Source organism: Azospirillum sp. B510, assembly GCF_000010725.1.
GTDB classification, from domain to species: Bacteria; Pseudomonadota; Alphaproteobacteria; order Azospirillales; family Azospirillaceae; genus Azospirillum; species Azospirillum lipoferum_B.
In genome coordinates, this window is the sequence record NC_013855.1 from 87,320 (window position 1) to 102,979 (window position 15,660).

General features: G+C 67.2%; 13 protein-coding genes and 1 pseudogene. 1 reads left to right on the forward strand and 13 read right to left on the reverse strand.

Annotated elements, in window-relative coordinates; all coding sequences use genetic code 11:
• Window positions 1-11: 11 nt before the first annotated feature.
• Window positions 12-1,489, reverse strand: a pseudogene (locus AZL_RS15815) (LLM class flavin-dependent oxidoreductase).
• Window positions 1,419-2,435, reverse strand: a complete 1,017-nt coding sequence (locus AZL_RS15820; RefSeq protein WP_012975504.1) for an aldo/keto reductase — start codon at window positions 2,433-2,435, stop codon at window positions 1,419-1,421. The pseudogene AZL_RS15815 and the gene AZL_RS15820 overlap by 71 nt, the downstream one beginning before the upstream one ends.
• Window positions 2,436-3,243: 808 nt before the next feature.
• On the opposite strand from AZL_RS15820, the gene AZL_RS15825 reads away from it, so the two are divergent.
• Complete coding sequence (locus AZL_RS15825) at window positions 3,244-4,050, forward strand: C-terminal binding protein (protein ID WP_247894382.1); 807 nt, start codon at window positions 3,244-3,246, stop codon at window positions 4,048-4,050.
• Window positions 4,051-4,247: 197 nt separating this feature from the next.
• Here the strand turns inward: AZL_RS15825 and AZL_RS15830 are convergent, their stop codons facing one another.
• From AZL_RS15830 to AZL_RS15875, 11 genes are all read right to left on the reverse strand, one after another.
• Window positions 4,248-5,312, reverse strand: coding sequence for a malate/lactate/ureidoglycolate dehydrogenase (locus AZL_RS15830; protein WP_012975506.1), 1,065 nt, complete (start codon window positions 5,310-5,312; stop codon window positions 4,248-4,250).
• Window positions 5,309-6,589 carry a threonine synthase gene (locus AZL_RS15835; RefSeq protein WP_371304237.1) on the reverse strand — a complete coding sequence of 427 codons (1,281 nt, stop codon included), beginning with the start codon at window positions 6,587-6,589 and terminating at the stop codon, window positions 5,309-5,311. The genes AZL_RS15830 and AZL_RS15835 overlap by 4 nt, the downstream gene beginning before the upstream one ends.
• The gene (locus AZL_RS15840; protein WP_012975508.1) at window positions 6,590-7,501 is read right to left on the reverse strand and encodes an ABC transporter permease; all 912 of its coding nucleotides are present in this window, start codon (window positions 7,499-7,501) and stop codon (window positions 6,590-6,592) included. It lies immediately after the preceding gene.
• Window positions 7,498-8,334 (reverse strand): ABC transporter ATP-binding protein, encoded by an 837-nt coding sequence (locus tag AZL_RS15845; RefSeq protein ID WP_042444447.1) that lies wholly within the window; start codon window positions 8,332-8,334, stop codon window positions 7,498-7,500. The genes AZL_RS15840 and AZL_RS15845 overlap by 4 nt, the downstream gene beginning before the upstream one ends.
• 4 nt (window positions 8,335-8,338) lie before the next feature.
• Entirely contained in the window at window positions 8,339-9,370 is a 1,032-nt protein-coding gene (locus tag AZL_RS15850; RefSeq protein ID WP_012975510.1) for an ABC transporter substrate-binding protein, read from the reverse strand.
• A 172-nt stretch (window positions 9,371-9,542) separates the two neighbouring features.
• Window positions 9,543-10,352: an HAD hydrolase family protein gene (locus AZL_RS15855; protein WP_012975511.1), complete on the reverse strand. Its 810-nt coding sequence runs from the start codon at window positions 10,350-10,352 to the stop codon at window positions 9,543-9,545.
• The gene (locus tag AZL_RS15860) at window positions 10,349-11,251 is read right to left on the reverse strand and encodes a TauD/TfdA dioxygenase family protein (RefSeq protein ID WP_012975512.1); all 903 of its coding nucleotides are present in this window, start codon (window positions 11,249-11,251) and stop codon (window positions 10,349-10,351) included. Before AZL_RS15860 ends, AZL_RS15855 begins: the two co-directional genes overlap by 4 nt.
• Before the next feature lie 9 nt (window positions 11,252-11,260).
• Window positions 11,261-12,295: an ABC transporter substrate-binding protein gene (locus AZL_RS15865; RefSeq protein ID WP_042444042.1), complete on the reverse strand. Its 1,035-nt coding sequence runs from the start codon at window positions 12,293-12,295 to the stop codon at window positions 11,261-11,263.
• Window positions 12,296-12,303: 8 nt separating this feature from the next.
• Entirely contained in the window at window positions 12,304-12,438 is a 135-nt protein-coding gene (locus AZL_RS37420) for a hypothetical protein (RefSeq protein WP_256373232.1), read from the reverse strand.
• 27 nt (window positions 12,439-12,465) lie between these two features.
• On the reverse strand, window positions 12,466-13,800 hold the full coding sequence (locus AZL_RS15870; RefSeq protein ID WP_012975514.1) for a phenylacetate--CoA ligase family protein: 1,335 nt from the start codon (window positions 13,798-13,800) through the stop codon (window positions 12,466-12,468).
• Window positions 13,801-14,289: 489 nt separating this feature from the next.
• A complete protein-coding gene (locus AZL_RS15875; protein WP_012975515.1) occupies window positions 14,290-15,609 on the reverse strand; it encodes an LLM class flavin-dependent oxidoreductase in 1,320 nt (439 codons plus the stop codon).
• Window positions 15,610-15,660: the final 51 nt, after the last annotated feature.

A 15,660-nucleotide genomic window follows, 5' to 3' on the forward strand; every position in this document is an offset into this window, starting at 1 on the left:
AAGGGAAATGGTCAGGCGGTGGCGCGGACGGCCGCCGCATACTGGCTTTCCGGCCGCGGCAGGCCGAAATGGTCGCGCAGCGTGGAGCCGGAATACTCCTCGCGGAACAGGCCGCGCCTGCGCAGGATCGGCACCACCTCCGCCGCGAACACGTCGAAGCCGCCATGCAGCCAGGGCGGCATGACGTTGAACCCGTCGGCGGCCCCCGTTTCGAACCAGGTCTGGATCTCGTCGGCGATCCGTTCCGGCGTGCCGACCGCGACGTAATGGCCGCGGGCGCCGGCCAGACGCTGGATGAGCTGACGGATGGTCGGCTTCTCGCGGTCCACGATGTCGATCACCAGCTTGAAACGGCTGGCGACGCCGATCGAGCTGGACATGTCGATCAGGTGGCGTGGGAACGGACCGTCGAGGTCGTAGCCGGACAGGTCGAGGCCGATCATCTGCCTGAGCTGGCTCAGCGAGAACTCGGGCTGGATCAGTGCGTTGAACTCCTCGTACAGCGCCTTCGCCTCGGCTTCGGTGGAACCGATATAGGGGCTGATCCCCGGCAGGATGCGGACATGCTCGGGGCTGCGGCCGAGCGAGGCGGCGCGCGTCTTGATGTCGGCATAGAAGGCCTGCGCGCTGTCCAGCGTCGGTGCGCGGTGAAGATCGCCTCGGCATAACGGGCGGCGAAGGACCGGCCGTCGTCCGACGCGCCGGCCTGAACGTAGACCGGGCGCCCCTGCGGGCTGCGCGGGGTGTTGAGCGCGCCCTTCACCCGGAAATGTCGGCCGATGTGCTCGATCGGGTGGATCTTGCTGTCGTCGGCCAGCAGGCCTGAGACCGGGTCGACGACCAGCGCGTCATCCTCCCAACTGTCCCACAGCTTGGTGACCACTTCGAGGAACTCACCTGCGCGGGCATAGCGGTCGGCATGCGAGGGGTTCTCGCTCAGCCCGAAATTGGCCCCGGCGGTCGGTACTGAGGTGGTGACGATGTTCCAGCCGGCTCGTCCGCCGGAGATATGGTCGAGCGAGGCGTAGAGCCGGGCCAGATTGTACGGCTCGAAATAGGTGGTGGAGGCGGTGCCGATCAGCCCGATCCGCGACGTCGCCGCCGCCAGGGCAGTCAGCAGGGTCAGCGGCTCGAAGCGGAAGCGGACGGCGTAGCGCACATGGTCGGGCAGGGCAGGGCCGTCGGCAAAGAAGACGGCATCGAATTTCGCTGCCTCCGCCTTGCGCGCCAGTTCCTGATAATAGGAGACGTCGTTCAGTCGGTCGGGGGCGGACCCCGGAAAGCGCCACCCCGCCTCATGGTGCCCGCCGGGATAGATGAAAAGGTTGAGCGAGAGCCGACGGCCATTCGTCGCCTTGGTCGTTCCTGTGGCGCTCATGGAAGCCTCCGTTGCGCTGTCGATTTGGACCAGCCGGGCTTCATGCCCCGGCGCGGGGCACCCGGCCTTCGATCGGGTGGCTCGGGTCATTGAAGCCGTGGGTGGAGGCATGTCCCGCGACCACCAGCCGGTCGACCAGCGCCTCGTCCTCTGCGGTGAAATCGTAGTCGAGGGCGCGGACATAGCCGTCCCACTGCTCCTCGGTGCGCGGCCCGGCAATGGCGGCGGTGATCAGCCGGTTGTTCAGCACCCAGGCCAGCGCGAAGTCGGCGGCGGCAATGCCGCGCTCCGCGGCGTACCGGGCGATCTCCTGCGCGATGGCCAGCGATTCCGGACGCCATTCGGTTTCCAGGATGCGCCGGTCGGCCCGCCCGGCGCGGGTGTCGGGAGACGGGGCGGCGTCCGGCACGTATTTGCCGGTCAGCACCCCGCGGGCGAGCGGCGAATAGGAGACGATGCCCAGGCCGTAATGGGCGGCGGCCGGCAGCTGTTCAGCCTCCGCCGTGCGGTTGACGATGTTGTAGAGCGGCTGGCTCGCCACCGGCCTGTCGATGCCGTAGCGGTCGGCCAGATGCGCCACCTCGGCGATCCGCCAGGCCCGGAAGTTGGAGACGCCGAAGTAGCGCAGCTTGCCGGCACGGACCAGATCGGCAATGGCGCGTACCGCCTCGTCCAGCGGGGCGTCGAACGGGGCGCGGTGGAAATAGAGGATGTCGATGTAGTCGGTGCCAAGGCGACGCAGGCTGTTCTCGACCGCTTCCACGATCCATTTGCGCGAGATGCCGCCCCGGTTGGGTCCTTCGCCCAGCGGGTTTGCGAACTTGGTCGCCAGCACCCAGGAATCACGATCGCTCTTGACCGCGCGGCCGACCACCTCCTCAGAGCGCCCCTTGTGGTAGACATCGGCCGTGTCGATGAAGTTGAATCCCTGCGCCTTGGCCTTGGCGATAATGCGGTGCGAGGTCGATTCGTCGGTCGGCCCGCCGAACATCATGGCACCGAGCGCCAGCGGCGGAACCTTCAGGCCGCTGCGACCAAGATAGCGGTAATTTACCATGTCCTTCCCCTCTTCATCCGCGTGGCATGTCAGCCGGCAGCACAAGGTGATTTCGAGTTTTTTCGATGGTTCACCAGCGGGTCGCAGCCATGCCGACGGTCGGAGCACGGGCCGCGAAATCGCGGGAGGCTCGGCTGCGTCTTTGGCGGGCTGCATCGTCTGGTTCCGCATTCGAATGAGGTCCTTAGGAGACCAGTCCGAACGGCTGCTGGTACGCCTTCGCAGCGGTTACGCGCCGGAATAAATTGTCTAATAGTTTAATAGGAAATGCACGACGTCAAGAGAATTGTGGAAGGTAAATTTTTCACATGAAATATTTGTTTATTTTGCCCGCTCCTCAACTTGAATGGTTTTCAGCATATACTGATGCGTTTAGCGATGATGACGATAGCGGTGGCGGCGGGGAGCGCGAGGATGGTGCGCCCCAAGCGATCCTGTCATCGATCCAGGCGTTTGTTGGCCAACAGCCAAGCGCATCCTTGCTCAACGATGTATCGGACCTTTGCCGAACTCCGAACCGTGAGGTTCGCCGATCTTGATGTGCGGCCGAACCCCGTCGCGCAAAGAGCCAGCCTTCGGCGCATTGGCCTCCCACATGATTGGAGGTATAGGTTCTCACTTTCACCGATCACACTGCGGCGGTCCGGCGATCCGTATGCATGAGCACTTCCCTATAATTATAATAGATATTTTCTTGAAAACTATATAGTCCTTTGCACAAATGGTGCTCTCATCGATAGAAGCAGTGGGAGGAGCACCAGGGATGGAGCCGAAAGCAGGACGGTTCATCGTGGGAATCACCGATCACATGATTCCTCCCCCCGATCTGGAGGCCGCCGTGCTGGGCGGGCTGGCGGAGGTCGATTTTCTCGATTGCCGCCGGGAGGAGGATCTCGATCCGGAACGCCTCGCCCGTCTGGACGCCCTGCTGGTGTGGAGCACGCGCATCGGTCCGGCGACGGTCGAGCGGTTGAAACGCTGCCAGATCGTCGTGCGCTTCGGTGTCGGCTATGACCGCGTCGATGTCGCGGCGTTGGAGGCCGCGGGAATCCCCTTCTGCAACAACCCCGATTACGGCACCGAGGAGGTCGCCGACCATGCGGTCGCCATGATCCTGTCGCTGCAGCGCCGCCTGTGGGAGCATGATGCCCGCGCCCGCGCCTATACCACGACATGGCAGGCCAACACGTTGACGCCGCTGCACCGCTCCAGCGCCGCGACGGTCGGCGTGGTCGGGGTCGGGCGGATCGGCACCGCCGTGGTGAACCGGCTGAAGGCCTTCGGTTACCGGATCCTGGGCTACGATCCGTTACAGCCGGCCGGGCACGAGAAGGCGGTCGGCTATCGCCGCGTACGCCGGCTGGAGGAGCTGCTGGCGGAGTCCGACATCGTCACCTTCCATTGTCCACTGAACGGCGAGACGCGCGGCCTGCTGAACGACGGCACCCTGGCGGCGATGAAGCCGGGCGCCATTCTGGTCAACACGGCGCGCGGCGAACTGTTCGCCGGGCTGGACCCGCTGGCGGCAGCCCTGCGCAGCGGCCGGCTGGCCGCGGTCGGAACCGACGTTCTGCCGGTCGAGCCGCCCACCGCCCACCCGCTGCTCGATGCCTAGCGGGCGCGGGAGGAGTGGCTGGCCGGGCGGCTGGTGGTGACGCCGCACAACGCCTTCCATTCCGATCAGGCGGCGGTCGAGATGCGGCGCAACGCGGCGGAAACGGTGCGGCTGTTCCTGGAGGACGGAGAGCTGCGGAACAGGATCACCGTCTGACGGCAGGCGGCGGGGCGGGGGCGGGGAAAACCGCCCGCTTCCTATCCCTCCAGCAAGGCCTGCACCTCCAACCCAAGCCCGCCGCCGATGCGGTGCAGGGCCGCCACCGTGTCGGGATCGAGCGCGATGCCGCGATCCATGGCGGCCATGCGGTGCAGTGCCTCCGGCTCGCCGGGGATGCTGACGCCGTTGCTGCCGGGGGCGGCGGGCGTGTCGGCGACATGGTCGAGGACGGCGTCTGTCAGGGTTTGCCATTCCGGGCCGGCGACCCGGTTGGGGTCGATGATGAAGGCGAGCGCGTTGTTCACCACCCGTCCCGGCCGCAGATTTTCCGGCAGGGCGGGCAGGCCGCCGGCCAGGGCCCCCGCCAGGATTTCGCAGGCCAGCGCCAGCCCGTAGCCCTTATGGCCGCCGAAGGGCAGGATGGCCCCGGTGGGGTCGGTGAACATCACGCCGGGATCCCGCGTCGGCCGGCCCTCCGGGTCCAGCAGCAGACCGTCCTCCACCTCCTTGCCCAGCGAGGCTGCGACCCGGCATTTGTTGGCGGCGACGGCGCTGGTGGCGAAATCGAGCAGGAAGGGCGCATAGCCCGGCGTGCCGGGAACGGCAATGCAGACCGGGTTTGTCCCCAGCCGCGGCCGTCCGCCGCCATGGGGAGCCGCCAGCGGCCGGCTGACCACATTGACAAAGAACAGCCCGATCAGCCCGGCGGCGATGCATTGCTCGCCATAGGAACCGACCCGGCCGATATGGTGGGCGTTGCGCAGTGCCAGGATGCAGGCGCCGCCGGCCCTGGCGCGTTCGATGGCGAGGTCGGTTGCCTCTTTGGCGATCACCTGCCCATAGCCGACATCGCCGTCCACCACCAGAAAGGGCGCCTCGTCGCGGACGATGCGGGCATGGCGGTTGGGCTGGAGATGGCCCAGTTCCAGGCTGCGGACATAGACGGCGATCTGGCAGACGCCGTGGCTGGCATGGCCGCGGGCATCGGCCTCCACCAGATTGGCGGCGACGATGGCCGCCTCCTCCGCCGAGCTGCCGCTGCGGCGGAGGATGGCGTCGAGCGTCGCGACCAGCCGGTCCGGGTGGTAGCGGACCTCGCTCATTGCCCGCCGTTCTGAAAGAGTGAGTAGTCGATGGGCTTGGTGCGGTCGAGCGTGCGGCGCACCGGTGGCAGCGGGTATTTCAGGCCGGTGGCGCAGTTGAACAGCACGGCGCGCTCCTCCTTGCCGACCCGGCCGTCGGCCAGTGCCTGTTTGTAGGCGGCATAGGTGGCGGCCCCCTCCGGACAGAGCAGGAAGCCCTCCTCCCGCGCCACCTCGTTCAGGGCGGCCTGGATGGCGTCGTCGGGCACGGCGATGGCGAAGCCGCCGCTCTCGCGCACGGCGCGCAGGATTAGGAAGTCGCCGACCGCCTGCGGCACGCGGATGCCGGACGCGATGGTGTGGGCGTCCTCCCAGCGCGGGGCGTGCTCCTCCCCCAGTTCCCAGGCGCGGACCATCGGGGCGCAGCCGGCGGCCTGCACCGCCACCATGCGCGGGCGCTTCGAGCCGATGAAGCCGATCGCCTCCAGCTCGGCGAAGGCCTTCCACATGCCGATCAGGCCGGTGCCGCCGCCGGTCGGATAGAAGATGACGTCCGGCACCTCCCAGCCCAGCTGTTCGGCCAGCTCCAGCCCCATCGTCTTCTTGCCCTCGATCCGATAGGGCTCCTTCAGGGTGGAGACGTCGAACCAGCCGACCTTGGCCTTGCCCTCGCCGACGATCCTGCCGCAATCGTCGATCAGTCCGTTGACCCGATAGACGGTGGCGCCCTGCAACTCGATCTCCGACACATTCACCTCGGGCGTGTCGGCCGGACAGAAGATGGTGGTGCGGATGCCGGCGCGGGTGGCGTAGGCGGCCAGCGCCGCCCCGGCATTGCCGTTGGTCGGCATCGCCATGTGGGTGATGCCGAAGGACTTCGCCATCGACACCGCCATCACCAGCCCGCGTGCCTTGAAGGAGCCGGTGGGCAGCCGCCCCTCGTCCTTCACCAGCAGTTCGGCTGCACCCAGCCGCTTCGCCAGCCGGTTCAGCGGCACCAGCGGCGTCACCGCCTCTCCCAGGCTGACGATGTCCTCGACCCGGCGGACCGGCAGAAGCTCGCGGTAGCGCCACAGATCCTGCGGGCGTCCGGACAGGGAGCTTTTGGTCAGCGCCTGTTTCACGCCGTTCAGGTCATAGCGGACCAGCAGCGGCTTGCCGGCGCGCGACAGGTTGTGGATCGTGTCGGCCTCGTAGCGTTCGCCGGTGTAGGCGCATTCCAGATGGGTGACGAAGGTCGGGCGTTCGACCGTCAGGTTGGAATCGAAGCGCACGGGATTGATGTCTTGGAAAGCCATTTAGCGGACCATGCCCCATTTGCGGACCGTGTGGATTTCGATCCAGCGGAAGACGACGTTTTCGACCAGCAGGCCGATCAGGATGACGGTGACGAGGCCGGCGAAGACCTTGTCGATGTACAGTTCGTTGCGGTTCTGGAAGATGAACCAGCCGAGGCCGCCCTTGCCGGACGACACGCCGAACACCAGCTCCGCCGCGATCAGCGTGCGCCAGGCGAAGGCCCAGCCGACCTTCAGCCCGGTCAGGATCGCCGGGAAGGCGGCGGGGATCAGCAGGGTGACGACATAGCGCAGGCCGCCCAGCCCGTAATTGCGCCCGGCCATCCGCAGCGTCTCCGACACCGAGGTGAAGCCGGCATGGGTGTTCAGCGCCAGCGGCCACAGCACGGCATGGACCAGCACGAAGACGAGGCTGACCTCGCCCAGCCCGAACCACAGCATGGCGATCGGCAACAATGCTATGGCCGGCAGCGGGTTGAACATGGAGGTCAGGGTGGACAGCAGATCATTGCCGATGCGGGTGGAGACGGCGACGGTGGTCAGCAGCACGGCCAGGACCAGCGCCACCGCGTAGCCCTTCAGCAGCACCGACAGCGAGGTCCAGGCCATCGACAGCAGATCATCGCGGCGGATGCCGTCCCACAGCGCCGCCACCGTGTCGGTGAAGGTCGGGAACATCAGCGGGTTGTTCTGCCAGACCGCCGCCGCCTGCCACAGCGCCGCCACCGCCGCCAGCACCAGCAGCCGGCGCAGGGCCGTCACGTTGCCAAGCCGCTCCCACGGGGACAGCGGACGGGCGACATCGCCGATCGGGCCGGTGGCGGTGACGGCGCGCTCATATTCGGGACGGAGCGGCGGCTCGCGTCGGCCGCCGGGGCGCACGGGGCGGGGAGAGAAGGAAAGGTCGGTCATGCGCGGGCTCCCGTCCCGCTTCCTTCGACATCCTCGGCGAACAGCATGTGGTGGATGCGGTTGGCAAGATCCTGGAATTCCGCCCCGCCGACGGCGCCATGGTCGTAGCCGTCGCAATTGACCTCCGCCTTCACCTGTCCGGGATGGGGCGACAGCACCAGGATGCGCGAGCCGACGACCAGCGCCTCCTCGATCGAATGGGTGACGAACAGCATGGTGAAGCGCAGGTCGTCCCAGAGCTGCAACAGCTCCTCCTGCATCTTGCGCCGGGTCAGCGCGTCGAGTGCCGCGAAGGGCTCGTCCATCAGCAGGATGTCGGGCTCCATAGCCATGGCGCGGGCGATGGCGACGCGCTGCTTCATGCCGCCCGACAGCATGTGCGGGTGGACGTCGGCGAATTTCGTCAGGTTCACCCGCGCGATGCAGTCGAGCGCCTTCTCCTCCGCCTCGCGCCGCCTGGCCTTGCGGCTGGCGAGCAGGGGGAACATGACGTTCTCCTTGACCGTCTTCCAGGGCGGCAACTGGTCGAACTCCTGGAACACCATCATGCGGTCGGGGCCGGGCTTGGTTACCGTCCGCCCGTTCAGGCGGATGGCGCCCTCGACCGGCGACAGGAAGCCGCCGACCGCCTTCAGCAGCGAGGATTTGCCGCAGCCCGACGGTCCGAGCAGGACATAGCGTTCGGACTGGAACACCTGGAAATCGACGCGGTAGGTGGCGGTGACGAGATGCCGGCGCGTCTTGTATTGCAGGGTGACGCCGGACACGTCGAGCAGCGGCCGTTCCGACAGCCCGTCGCCGTCGACGCTCCGCGGGTAGGTCAGCGCGTTCATCGCCTCAGCTCCCGGCGCCGGCATGCAGATCCTCGAAGAAGTAATCCCTCCAGGAGGCCGGCTTGTTCTTGATCGCGCCGACCTTGTGCATGAAGTCGGCGAAGGCCTCCGTCCGGTTGGGCGTGACGGTGAAGCGGATGTCGGGGTCGTTCAGCAGGCGCAGGACATAGGCCTTGTCCAGGCTGCCCTTGTTCTGCGCCAGATAGATGTCCGCCGCCGCCTCGTGATCGCGGTTGATCAGGTCCATCGCCTCCTTCAGCGCGTCGAGGAAGGCGCGGTAGGTCTTCGGATTGTCGTCGCGGAAGGACTGCTTGCTCCAGATCAGGTTGAAGCTGTGCGGCCCGCCCAGCACGTCGTAGGAGCTGATCACCTTGTGGATCTTCGGGTCGTCCAGCTGCTGGTATTGGAAGGGCGCGCTGGAGATGTGGCCGGTGATGCCGCCGCCGCCCGACAGCAGGGCCGCCGTGGCGTCGGGATGCGGCATCGACACCGTCAGCTTGTCGATGGCGTCGTATTTGCCGGGCCCGAATTCCTTTTCCGCGGCCATTTGCAGCACGCGGGCCTGGACCCCGACCTTCGCCGCCGGCAGGGCGATCTTGTCGGCGTCGGTGAAGTCCCTCAGCGTCTTGACCTTGGGATTGCTGGTGGTCAGGAACAGCGGCATGTCGTTCAGCGAGGCGATCGCCTTGACGTTCGCGCTGCCCCTGGTGCGGTCCCAGATGGTCAGCAGCGGCCCGACCCCGGCGGAGCCGAGATCGATGCTGCCGGACAGCAGGGCATCGTTCATCGCCGCCCCCCCGGACAGCTGGACCCAGTCCACCGCGATGTCGAGGCCCAGCGCCTTGCCGTGCTTCTCGATCAGCTGGTTGTGGCGCAGCACATGCAGCGGCAGATAGCCCAGGCCATATTGCTCAGCGATGCGGATGCGCCCTTCGGCAGCAGCGGGGGCTGCGGTGGCCGACATCATCAGCACCCCGATCACCGACGCGGCAATCGCCGCGAAGGCACGGCGGCTGGGGCGTCCTGGCTGACGCATGATGGTGCTCCCCTTATTTCGATAAATCTACTAGATTTAATGGGAAAATGATTCAGTGCGACCTTCAACGGTGTAAAATCTTTGGGCGAACCAAGCAAATTTTACATATAAACGGGATTATTTCTGGTCAGACCCCATCCGGCAAGGTTGGTGCGGCTAAGGAAAGGGGCGATCAGGGTTGCTGATCGTCTTGTGCCGCGAGCAGCGCGTCGACCAGCTCGACGAAGCCGTCGCCGCCGGGGCCGCGCGTGATCCAGGCCGGCGGCCGGGGGATGTCGGACAGGAAATCGATGACCGTGCTGACGCCGACGGAGGTCGGGAAATGGGCGAACATCGGGGCGTCGTTGACCGAATCGCCGGCATAGGCGACGGCATCCGGTGTCGCGTCGATGTCGAGGTCGTGAACATCGCGCATCACCCGGCGCGCCATGCCGAGCTTATCGTAGCCGCCGAACCAGCCGAGCACCCACAAGGAATTGACCGTCACCTCCGCCCCGGCGGCTTGGAAGTGCCGGACCAGCGCCATCCGCAATCCGGGATCGGACGGGACGCGGAAGGCGAGGCTGCACAGGCGGAATGGCTGATCGCTCGCCAGTTCCACCTGCGGAAGGTCGGCGTGGATTGTTTGGCGCAGGCGCTCCAGCCGCCCTGCCGCCACCGTCCGCTCCTCCTTCGCGTGCCAGAAGCGGCGCTCGACGTCGCCATCGGCGGTGCGGCGCAGGAATAGACCGCCGTTTTCGGCAATCACTCCGTCCACCGGCCACATGCGCGCCATCTGGTCGGCCCAGCCCGCTGGGGCGGCGGTGACGGGCAGCACCGGGATTCCGCCGTCGCGCAGCCGCTCGATGGCGTCATAGGTGCGGGCGGACAGGCGGCCCTCGTGGGTCAGCGTGTCGTCCATGTCGGTCAGGACGAAGCGCACGCGGGCCAGAGCCGCTGCCGGTGCCTTCGCCAGCGGACGCAGGGCGGCGATGACGGTCATGCCGCTTCCGTCTGTTGCCGGTCCTGCTGCCGCCCCTGGTGCCGGTTGGCCGGCACGGCGATCTGGGTGCGGTGCATGCGGCGGCGCTGGCTGTCGGGGAAGGGGTCGCGGCGGTGCATGGTCCAGCGGTTGTCCCACATCACCAGATCGCCGACCCGCCAGCGGTGGTGCCAGGCAAGCTCCGGCCGCACCGCCGTCGCCCAGATCTCGTCCAGCAGGGCCTCGCTCTCCGGCACGGACAGGCCGGGGATGTGGGCATGGGGACGGCGGCCCAGCAGCAGCGCCCTGGCCCCGGTCACCGGGTGGGTGATGACCAGCGGATGCACGGTGCCGGGCGAGGTGGCGACGTTGGCCGGCGGGGCGAAGCCCTGGCGCAGGTAGCCGCCGCTGTTGGTGGTGCTGTCATGCTTGATCGACAGCCCCTCCACCCGTCGCTTCAGCGGTTCGGGCAGGGCGTCATAGGCGGCGAACATGCTGAGGAAGCCGGTATCGCCACCCTCGACCGGCACCTCCAGCGCATAGAGGCTGCTGGCGTAGGGCGGCGTCTCCAGATAGGTCATGTCGGCGTGCCACACCGACTCTCCCGCCCCAAGCGCGCCGATGGGACGGCCATTCGCCGTGATGTTGGAGATGACGTAGACCTCTTCGTAGCCCGGCGCGTGCAGCCGCCCGTTTTCGGTGATCGGCGCCTTGTCGAGCGGGCCGAAATGGCCGGAAACGCGGACAAGGTCGGCGTCGGACAAGGTCTGGTCGCGGAAGACCAGCACCAGATGGCGGTCGAGCGCGTCGGCCAGCACCGATGTCGTGGCGGGGCTGAGCGGCTGTGATAGGTCGAGGCCGCGCACCTCCGCGCCCAGCGTGGGGGAGACCGGATCGATGGTGAAGCCTGTATCGGTCATGACGCAACCTCAACTGCCGGCGCGGTCGTGGATGTCGGCGAAGAACAGGTCACGCCAGTCGGCCGGCCTGTTGCGGATGGAGCCGATCCGCGCCATGAAGTCGGTGAAGGTGCCGATGCCGTGCGGGGTGAGATCGTAGGAGATCTCCGGATGGGCAATCATCGCCGCCACCTCCTCCACGCCCAGCTTGGAATTCTCGATGCGGATGTAGGCGCGGGCGGCCTCCTGCGGGTCGGCCTTGATCTGCGCCACCGCCTCTTCCAATGCCGTCAGCACCGCCTTGGTCAGCTTGGGGTTGGTGTCGTGGAAGGCGGTGGAGGTCCACAGCGCGCTGAAGGAGGCCGGGCCGCCCAGCACGTCGTAGCTGCTTAGCACCTTGTGGATCCTGGGATCGCGCAGTTGCTGGTCCTGGAAGGGTGGGCTGGTGAAATGGGCGGTGATCTCGGTCTTGCCGGACAGCAGGGCGGCGGTGCCGTCGGGGTGGGCGAGTGAGACGGTCTGGGGATCGAGCTTCGCATGCTGGCCGGGACCGAAGGTCCGCTCCGCCGCGATCTGAAGTACGATGGCCTGATAGGAGGCGCGGACCGACGGGACGACGATGCGGTCCTTCTCGGTGAAGTCCCTCAGGCTCTTCACGTCCGGCCGGTTGGTGTTGAGGTAGGCCGGCTGGGCGTTCAGCGCCGCGAGGCCCCGCAGGTTGGCGTTCCCCTTCGTCTTGTCCCAGGCGATGATGAAGGCCGGCACCCCGGCCGCACCGAAATCGGCGTTGCCGGACAGGGTGGCCTCGGTGATCGTCGTCGGGTTGCCGAGTGGGGTGTAGCTGGCCTTGACCTCTCCCAGGCCGGCGGCGCGCGCCTGCTTTTCCACCAACCCCTTGTCCTGCATGACATAGAGCGGCAAATAGCCGAGACCGAGATTGCGGGCGAAGCGGACTTCCGTCGCTTCCGCCTTCGCCGTGACGGGTGCGAAGCCGGCGATCCCGGCTGCTAGGAGCAGCGCCGTGCCCAGCAGGGACCGGCGCAGGAAGGTACGGGAACTGGTCATGGCGGGTCTCACCGGGGGCATCGGATGATGTGGAAATCGTGGGTGCCGTCGCATTTCAGCTGATCGACTGGTTCAAGGTTCCGGTCGATGTGGCCCTGCATGGCGGCGCTGGTATCGGTGCCCTGGTAGGGGCGTTTCGGCATGGGAACGCGCTCCGTCAGGGGATTGGGTCACGACCAGACATGCTGGCGGCGGTCATCGATTCGTTTGGCCTTGTGGACGGCACGGGGCAGGGCGCCGGGGGCGAGCAGGGCGACCTCCGCCCCGACGCCGGTCGCAGCCTTCAACTGGCGGCGCAGCCGGCCCCGCAGCTCTTCCAGATCGCCGTTGAAGCCCTGGGTGTGTTCCGCCTCGACCGTCAGGCGGTCCAGCTGCTCGACCCGGTCCAGCACCAGCCGGTATTCGCCGGTCAGCGCCGGGTCCTGTCGCACCACCGCCTCCACGTCGCCGGGGAACAGGTTGACGCCCTTGACGATCAACATGTCGTCGAGCCGTCCATGCACCCCCTTCAGCCGCAGCGAGGTGCGACCGCAGCGGCAGGGCTCCGTCGTTACCGACACCACGTCGCCGGTGCGGAAACGGATGATCGGGCGGGCGCGCTTGCGCAGCGTGGTCAGCACCAGCTCGCCTCGCCCGCCCTCCGGCACCGGTTCCAGGGTTTCCGGATCCAGCACTTCGACCAGGATATGGTCCTCTGCCCAGTGCAGCCCGTCCTTCTCCACGCACATGCCGGCGCAGGAACCGAAGATGTCGGACAGGCCGTAATAGTCATAGACTTCGGCACCCCACAGCGCCTCGATCCGCTCGCGCGTTTCCGGGATGGAGCCGCCGGGCTCGCCCGCCACGAACAGGCGGCGGACGGCAAGGTCGCGGGCCGGGTCGATGCCTTCGCGCTGGGCGGTCTCGCCGAGATGCCAGGCATAGGAGGGCGTCGTCCACAGCGCCGTCGCCCTGAACTGGTTCAGCACCGCCAGCAACCGTTCCGACGGCAAGGTTCCGGCATGGATGCTGAGCGCGCCCAGCTTCTGCGCCCCCAGCACGCAGGGGCCGCCGACGAACAGCGAGAAGTTCAGCGCATGGGCGTAGCGGTCGGTCGGACGCAGGCCGCTCGACCAGAACTGCCGCGCCTCATAGTCGATCCAGTCCTCGAAATCCTTGGCGGTGAAGGGCGAGGCGGTCGGCACCCCGGTCGACCCGCTGGAGGCGGAGATGTAGACGATCTCCCGCTCCGGCACGGCGACCAGATCGCCGAAGGGCGGCACCGCCACCTGGCGGTCGCGGATGGTCGCCTTGCTCAGGAAGGGGAAGCGCCGCAGATCGTCCAGCGTGCGCAGATCCGCTGGCGACACCCCCCGCGCGTCAAAGGCGGCGCGGTAGTAGGGCGAGCCTTCGTAGGCGTGCCGCAGATGGTCCTTCAGCAGGTCGAGCTGCAGTTTCCGCCAGTCGGCGCGGCTCTGGGTTTCCAGGCCGGGCTGCCAGTATGCGTCATGGTCCTGAACCGCCACTTTTTCTTATCCTTCGAGAGTTTGGGGGCGGCTGCCGGCCCGATCAGGCCTGCGCCGCCGGCGAAATGGTCGCGGCTTGCCGGAGGGGCGGAGCTCCGTCATCACCGCAGCGGTCGAGATCATTCAAACCCCGCATGGAGGAACTCCTTGTCAGGTGGTGGGACCGTGACGTTTCCCATTGGGTGCCGGAATTTAACGGAATATCGATGTATAAATATTGTATTATCTATAGGAAAATAGGAAAACCTGATGAGGTCAAGTGTCCGCGTCGTGTGGGTCGATGTTTTCGGCGGAATTGGTTGCCGCGTCCGGCGTTCGCACATCGGCATCCACACCGCGACGGAGGGGAACGGGGATGAAGCTCATTCCGCCCGGCTTCCTCTCCGCCGCCTGGTGGTCCATGTCTTGGTCCCCGTTTCCCTGATCGTCGGATAATCCTGGTTGGACCGCTGGGACGGACTCCGTGTCAGCGGGATGCAAGGATCACCCTCAAACGCGTTCCGTGGCGAAGCGGCTCTTCGGCCGGGCCAGGCCGAAATGGCCGCGCAACGTCGTGCCCTCATACTCCTCGCGGAACAGCCCGCGCTCGCGCAGGATCGGCACGACCTGATCGGCGAAATCCTCCAGGCCGCCGGGGAAATAGGGCGGCATGACGTTGAAGCCGTCGGCGGCCCCGGTCTCGAACCACAGCTGCATCTCGTCGGCGATCTCGACCGGGGTGCCGCAGACCAGACGATGGCCGCGCCCGGCGGCGACATGCTGGGCGAGCTGGCGGATGGTCAGGTTCTCGCGCCGGGCCAGGCCGATCAGCAGGCGCGAGCGGCTTTGCAATTGCTCCGAGGGCGGCAGGTCGGGCAACGGCCCGTCGAGGTCGTAACCCGACACGTCGGTGCCCAGCCGTTCGTTGAGCAGGGGCAGGGCATGCGCCGGGTCGGTCCAGCCCTCCAGCGTCGCCAGCTTGTCGCGCGCCTCCTGCGTGGTGCGCCCGAGCACCGGCAGGAAACCGGGCATGATCGCCAGACTGGCCGGATCGCGGCCCTGGGCGGTCACGCGCGCCTTCAGGCTGGCGTAGAAGCGGCGGGCGTCCTCGATATTCTCCTGGGCGGTGAACACCACGTCGGCGGTGCGGGCCGCGAGATCCTGGCCGGGGTCGGAGGAGCCCGCCTGCACGATCACCGGATGGCCCTGCGGCGGGCGCGGAATGTTCAGCGGTCCCTTCACCGAGAAATATTTCCCGGCATGGTTCAGCACATTCATCCTGGCGGGGTCGGCATAGAGGCCGCGCTCCTTGTCCTTGGGGAAGGCGCCGTCGTCCCAACTGTCCCACAGCCCCTTGACCACATCGACGAACTCCTCAGCCACGGCGTAGCGTTCGTCATGGTTGGGATGGACCGCGCCGAAATTGGCCGCGGTCCGCGCGTAGGAGGTCGTCACCACGTTCCAGCCGGCCCGCCCGCCGCTGAGATGGTCGATCGAGGCGAAGGCGCGGGCGAGGTGGAACGGCTCGCCATAGGTGGTGGAGGCGGTCGCCACCAGCCCGATCCGGCTGGTCGCCATCGCCAGCGCCGCGAGCAGGGTGAGCGGCTCGAACCGCGCGATCATCGAGGGGTGGGCGTCGGCGCCGCTGGTCAGCCCGTCGGCGAGGAACAGCATGTCGAACTTCGCCCGTTCGGCGATGGCGGCGATGCGCAGCAGGTGCGGCAGATTCTCCGACCCGGACTCCGCCCCCGGATAGCGCCATCCGGCGACATGATGACCGGCCCCCTGAAGGAACAGGCCCAGATGAATTTGGCGCTTCGGCAAGGTCATGACGCGGTCTTTCTGGATGATGAGCGTTGCGGGATGTCCCCGTGCTCCCCG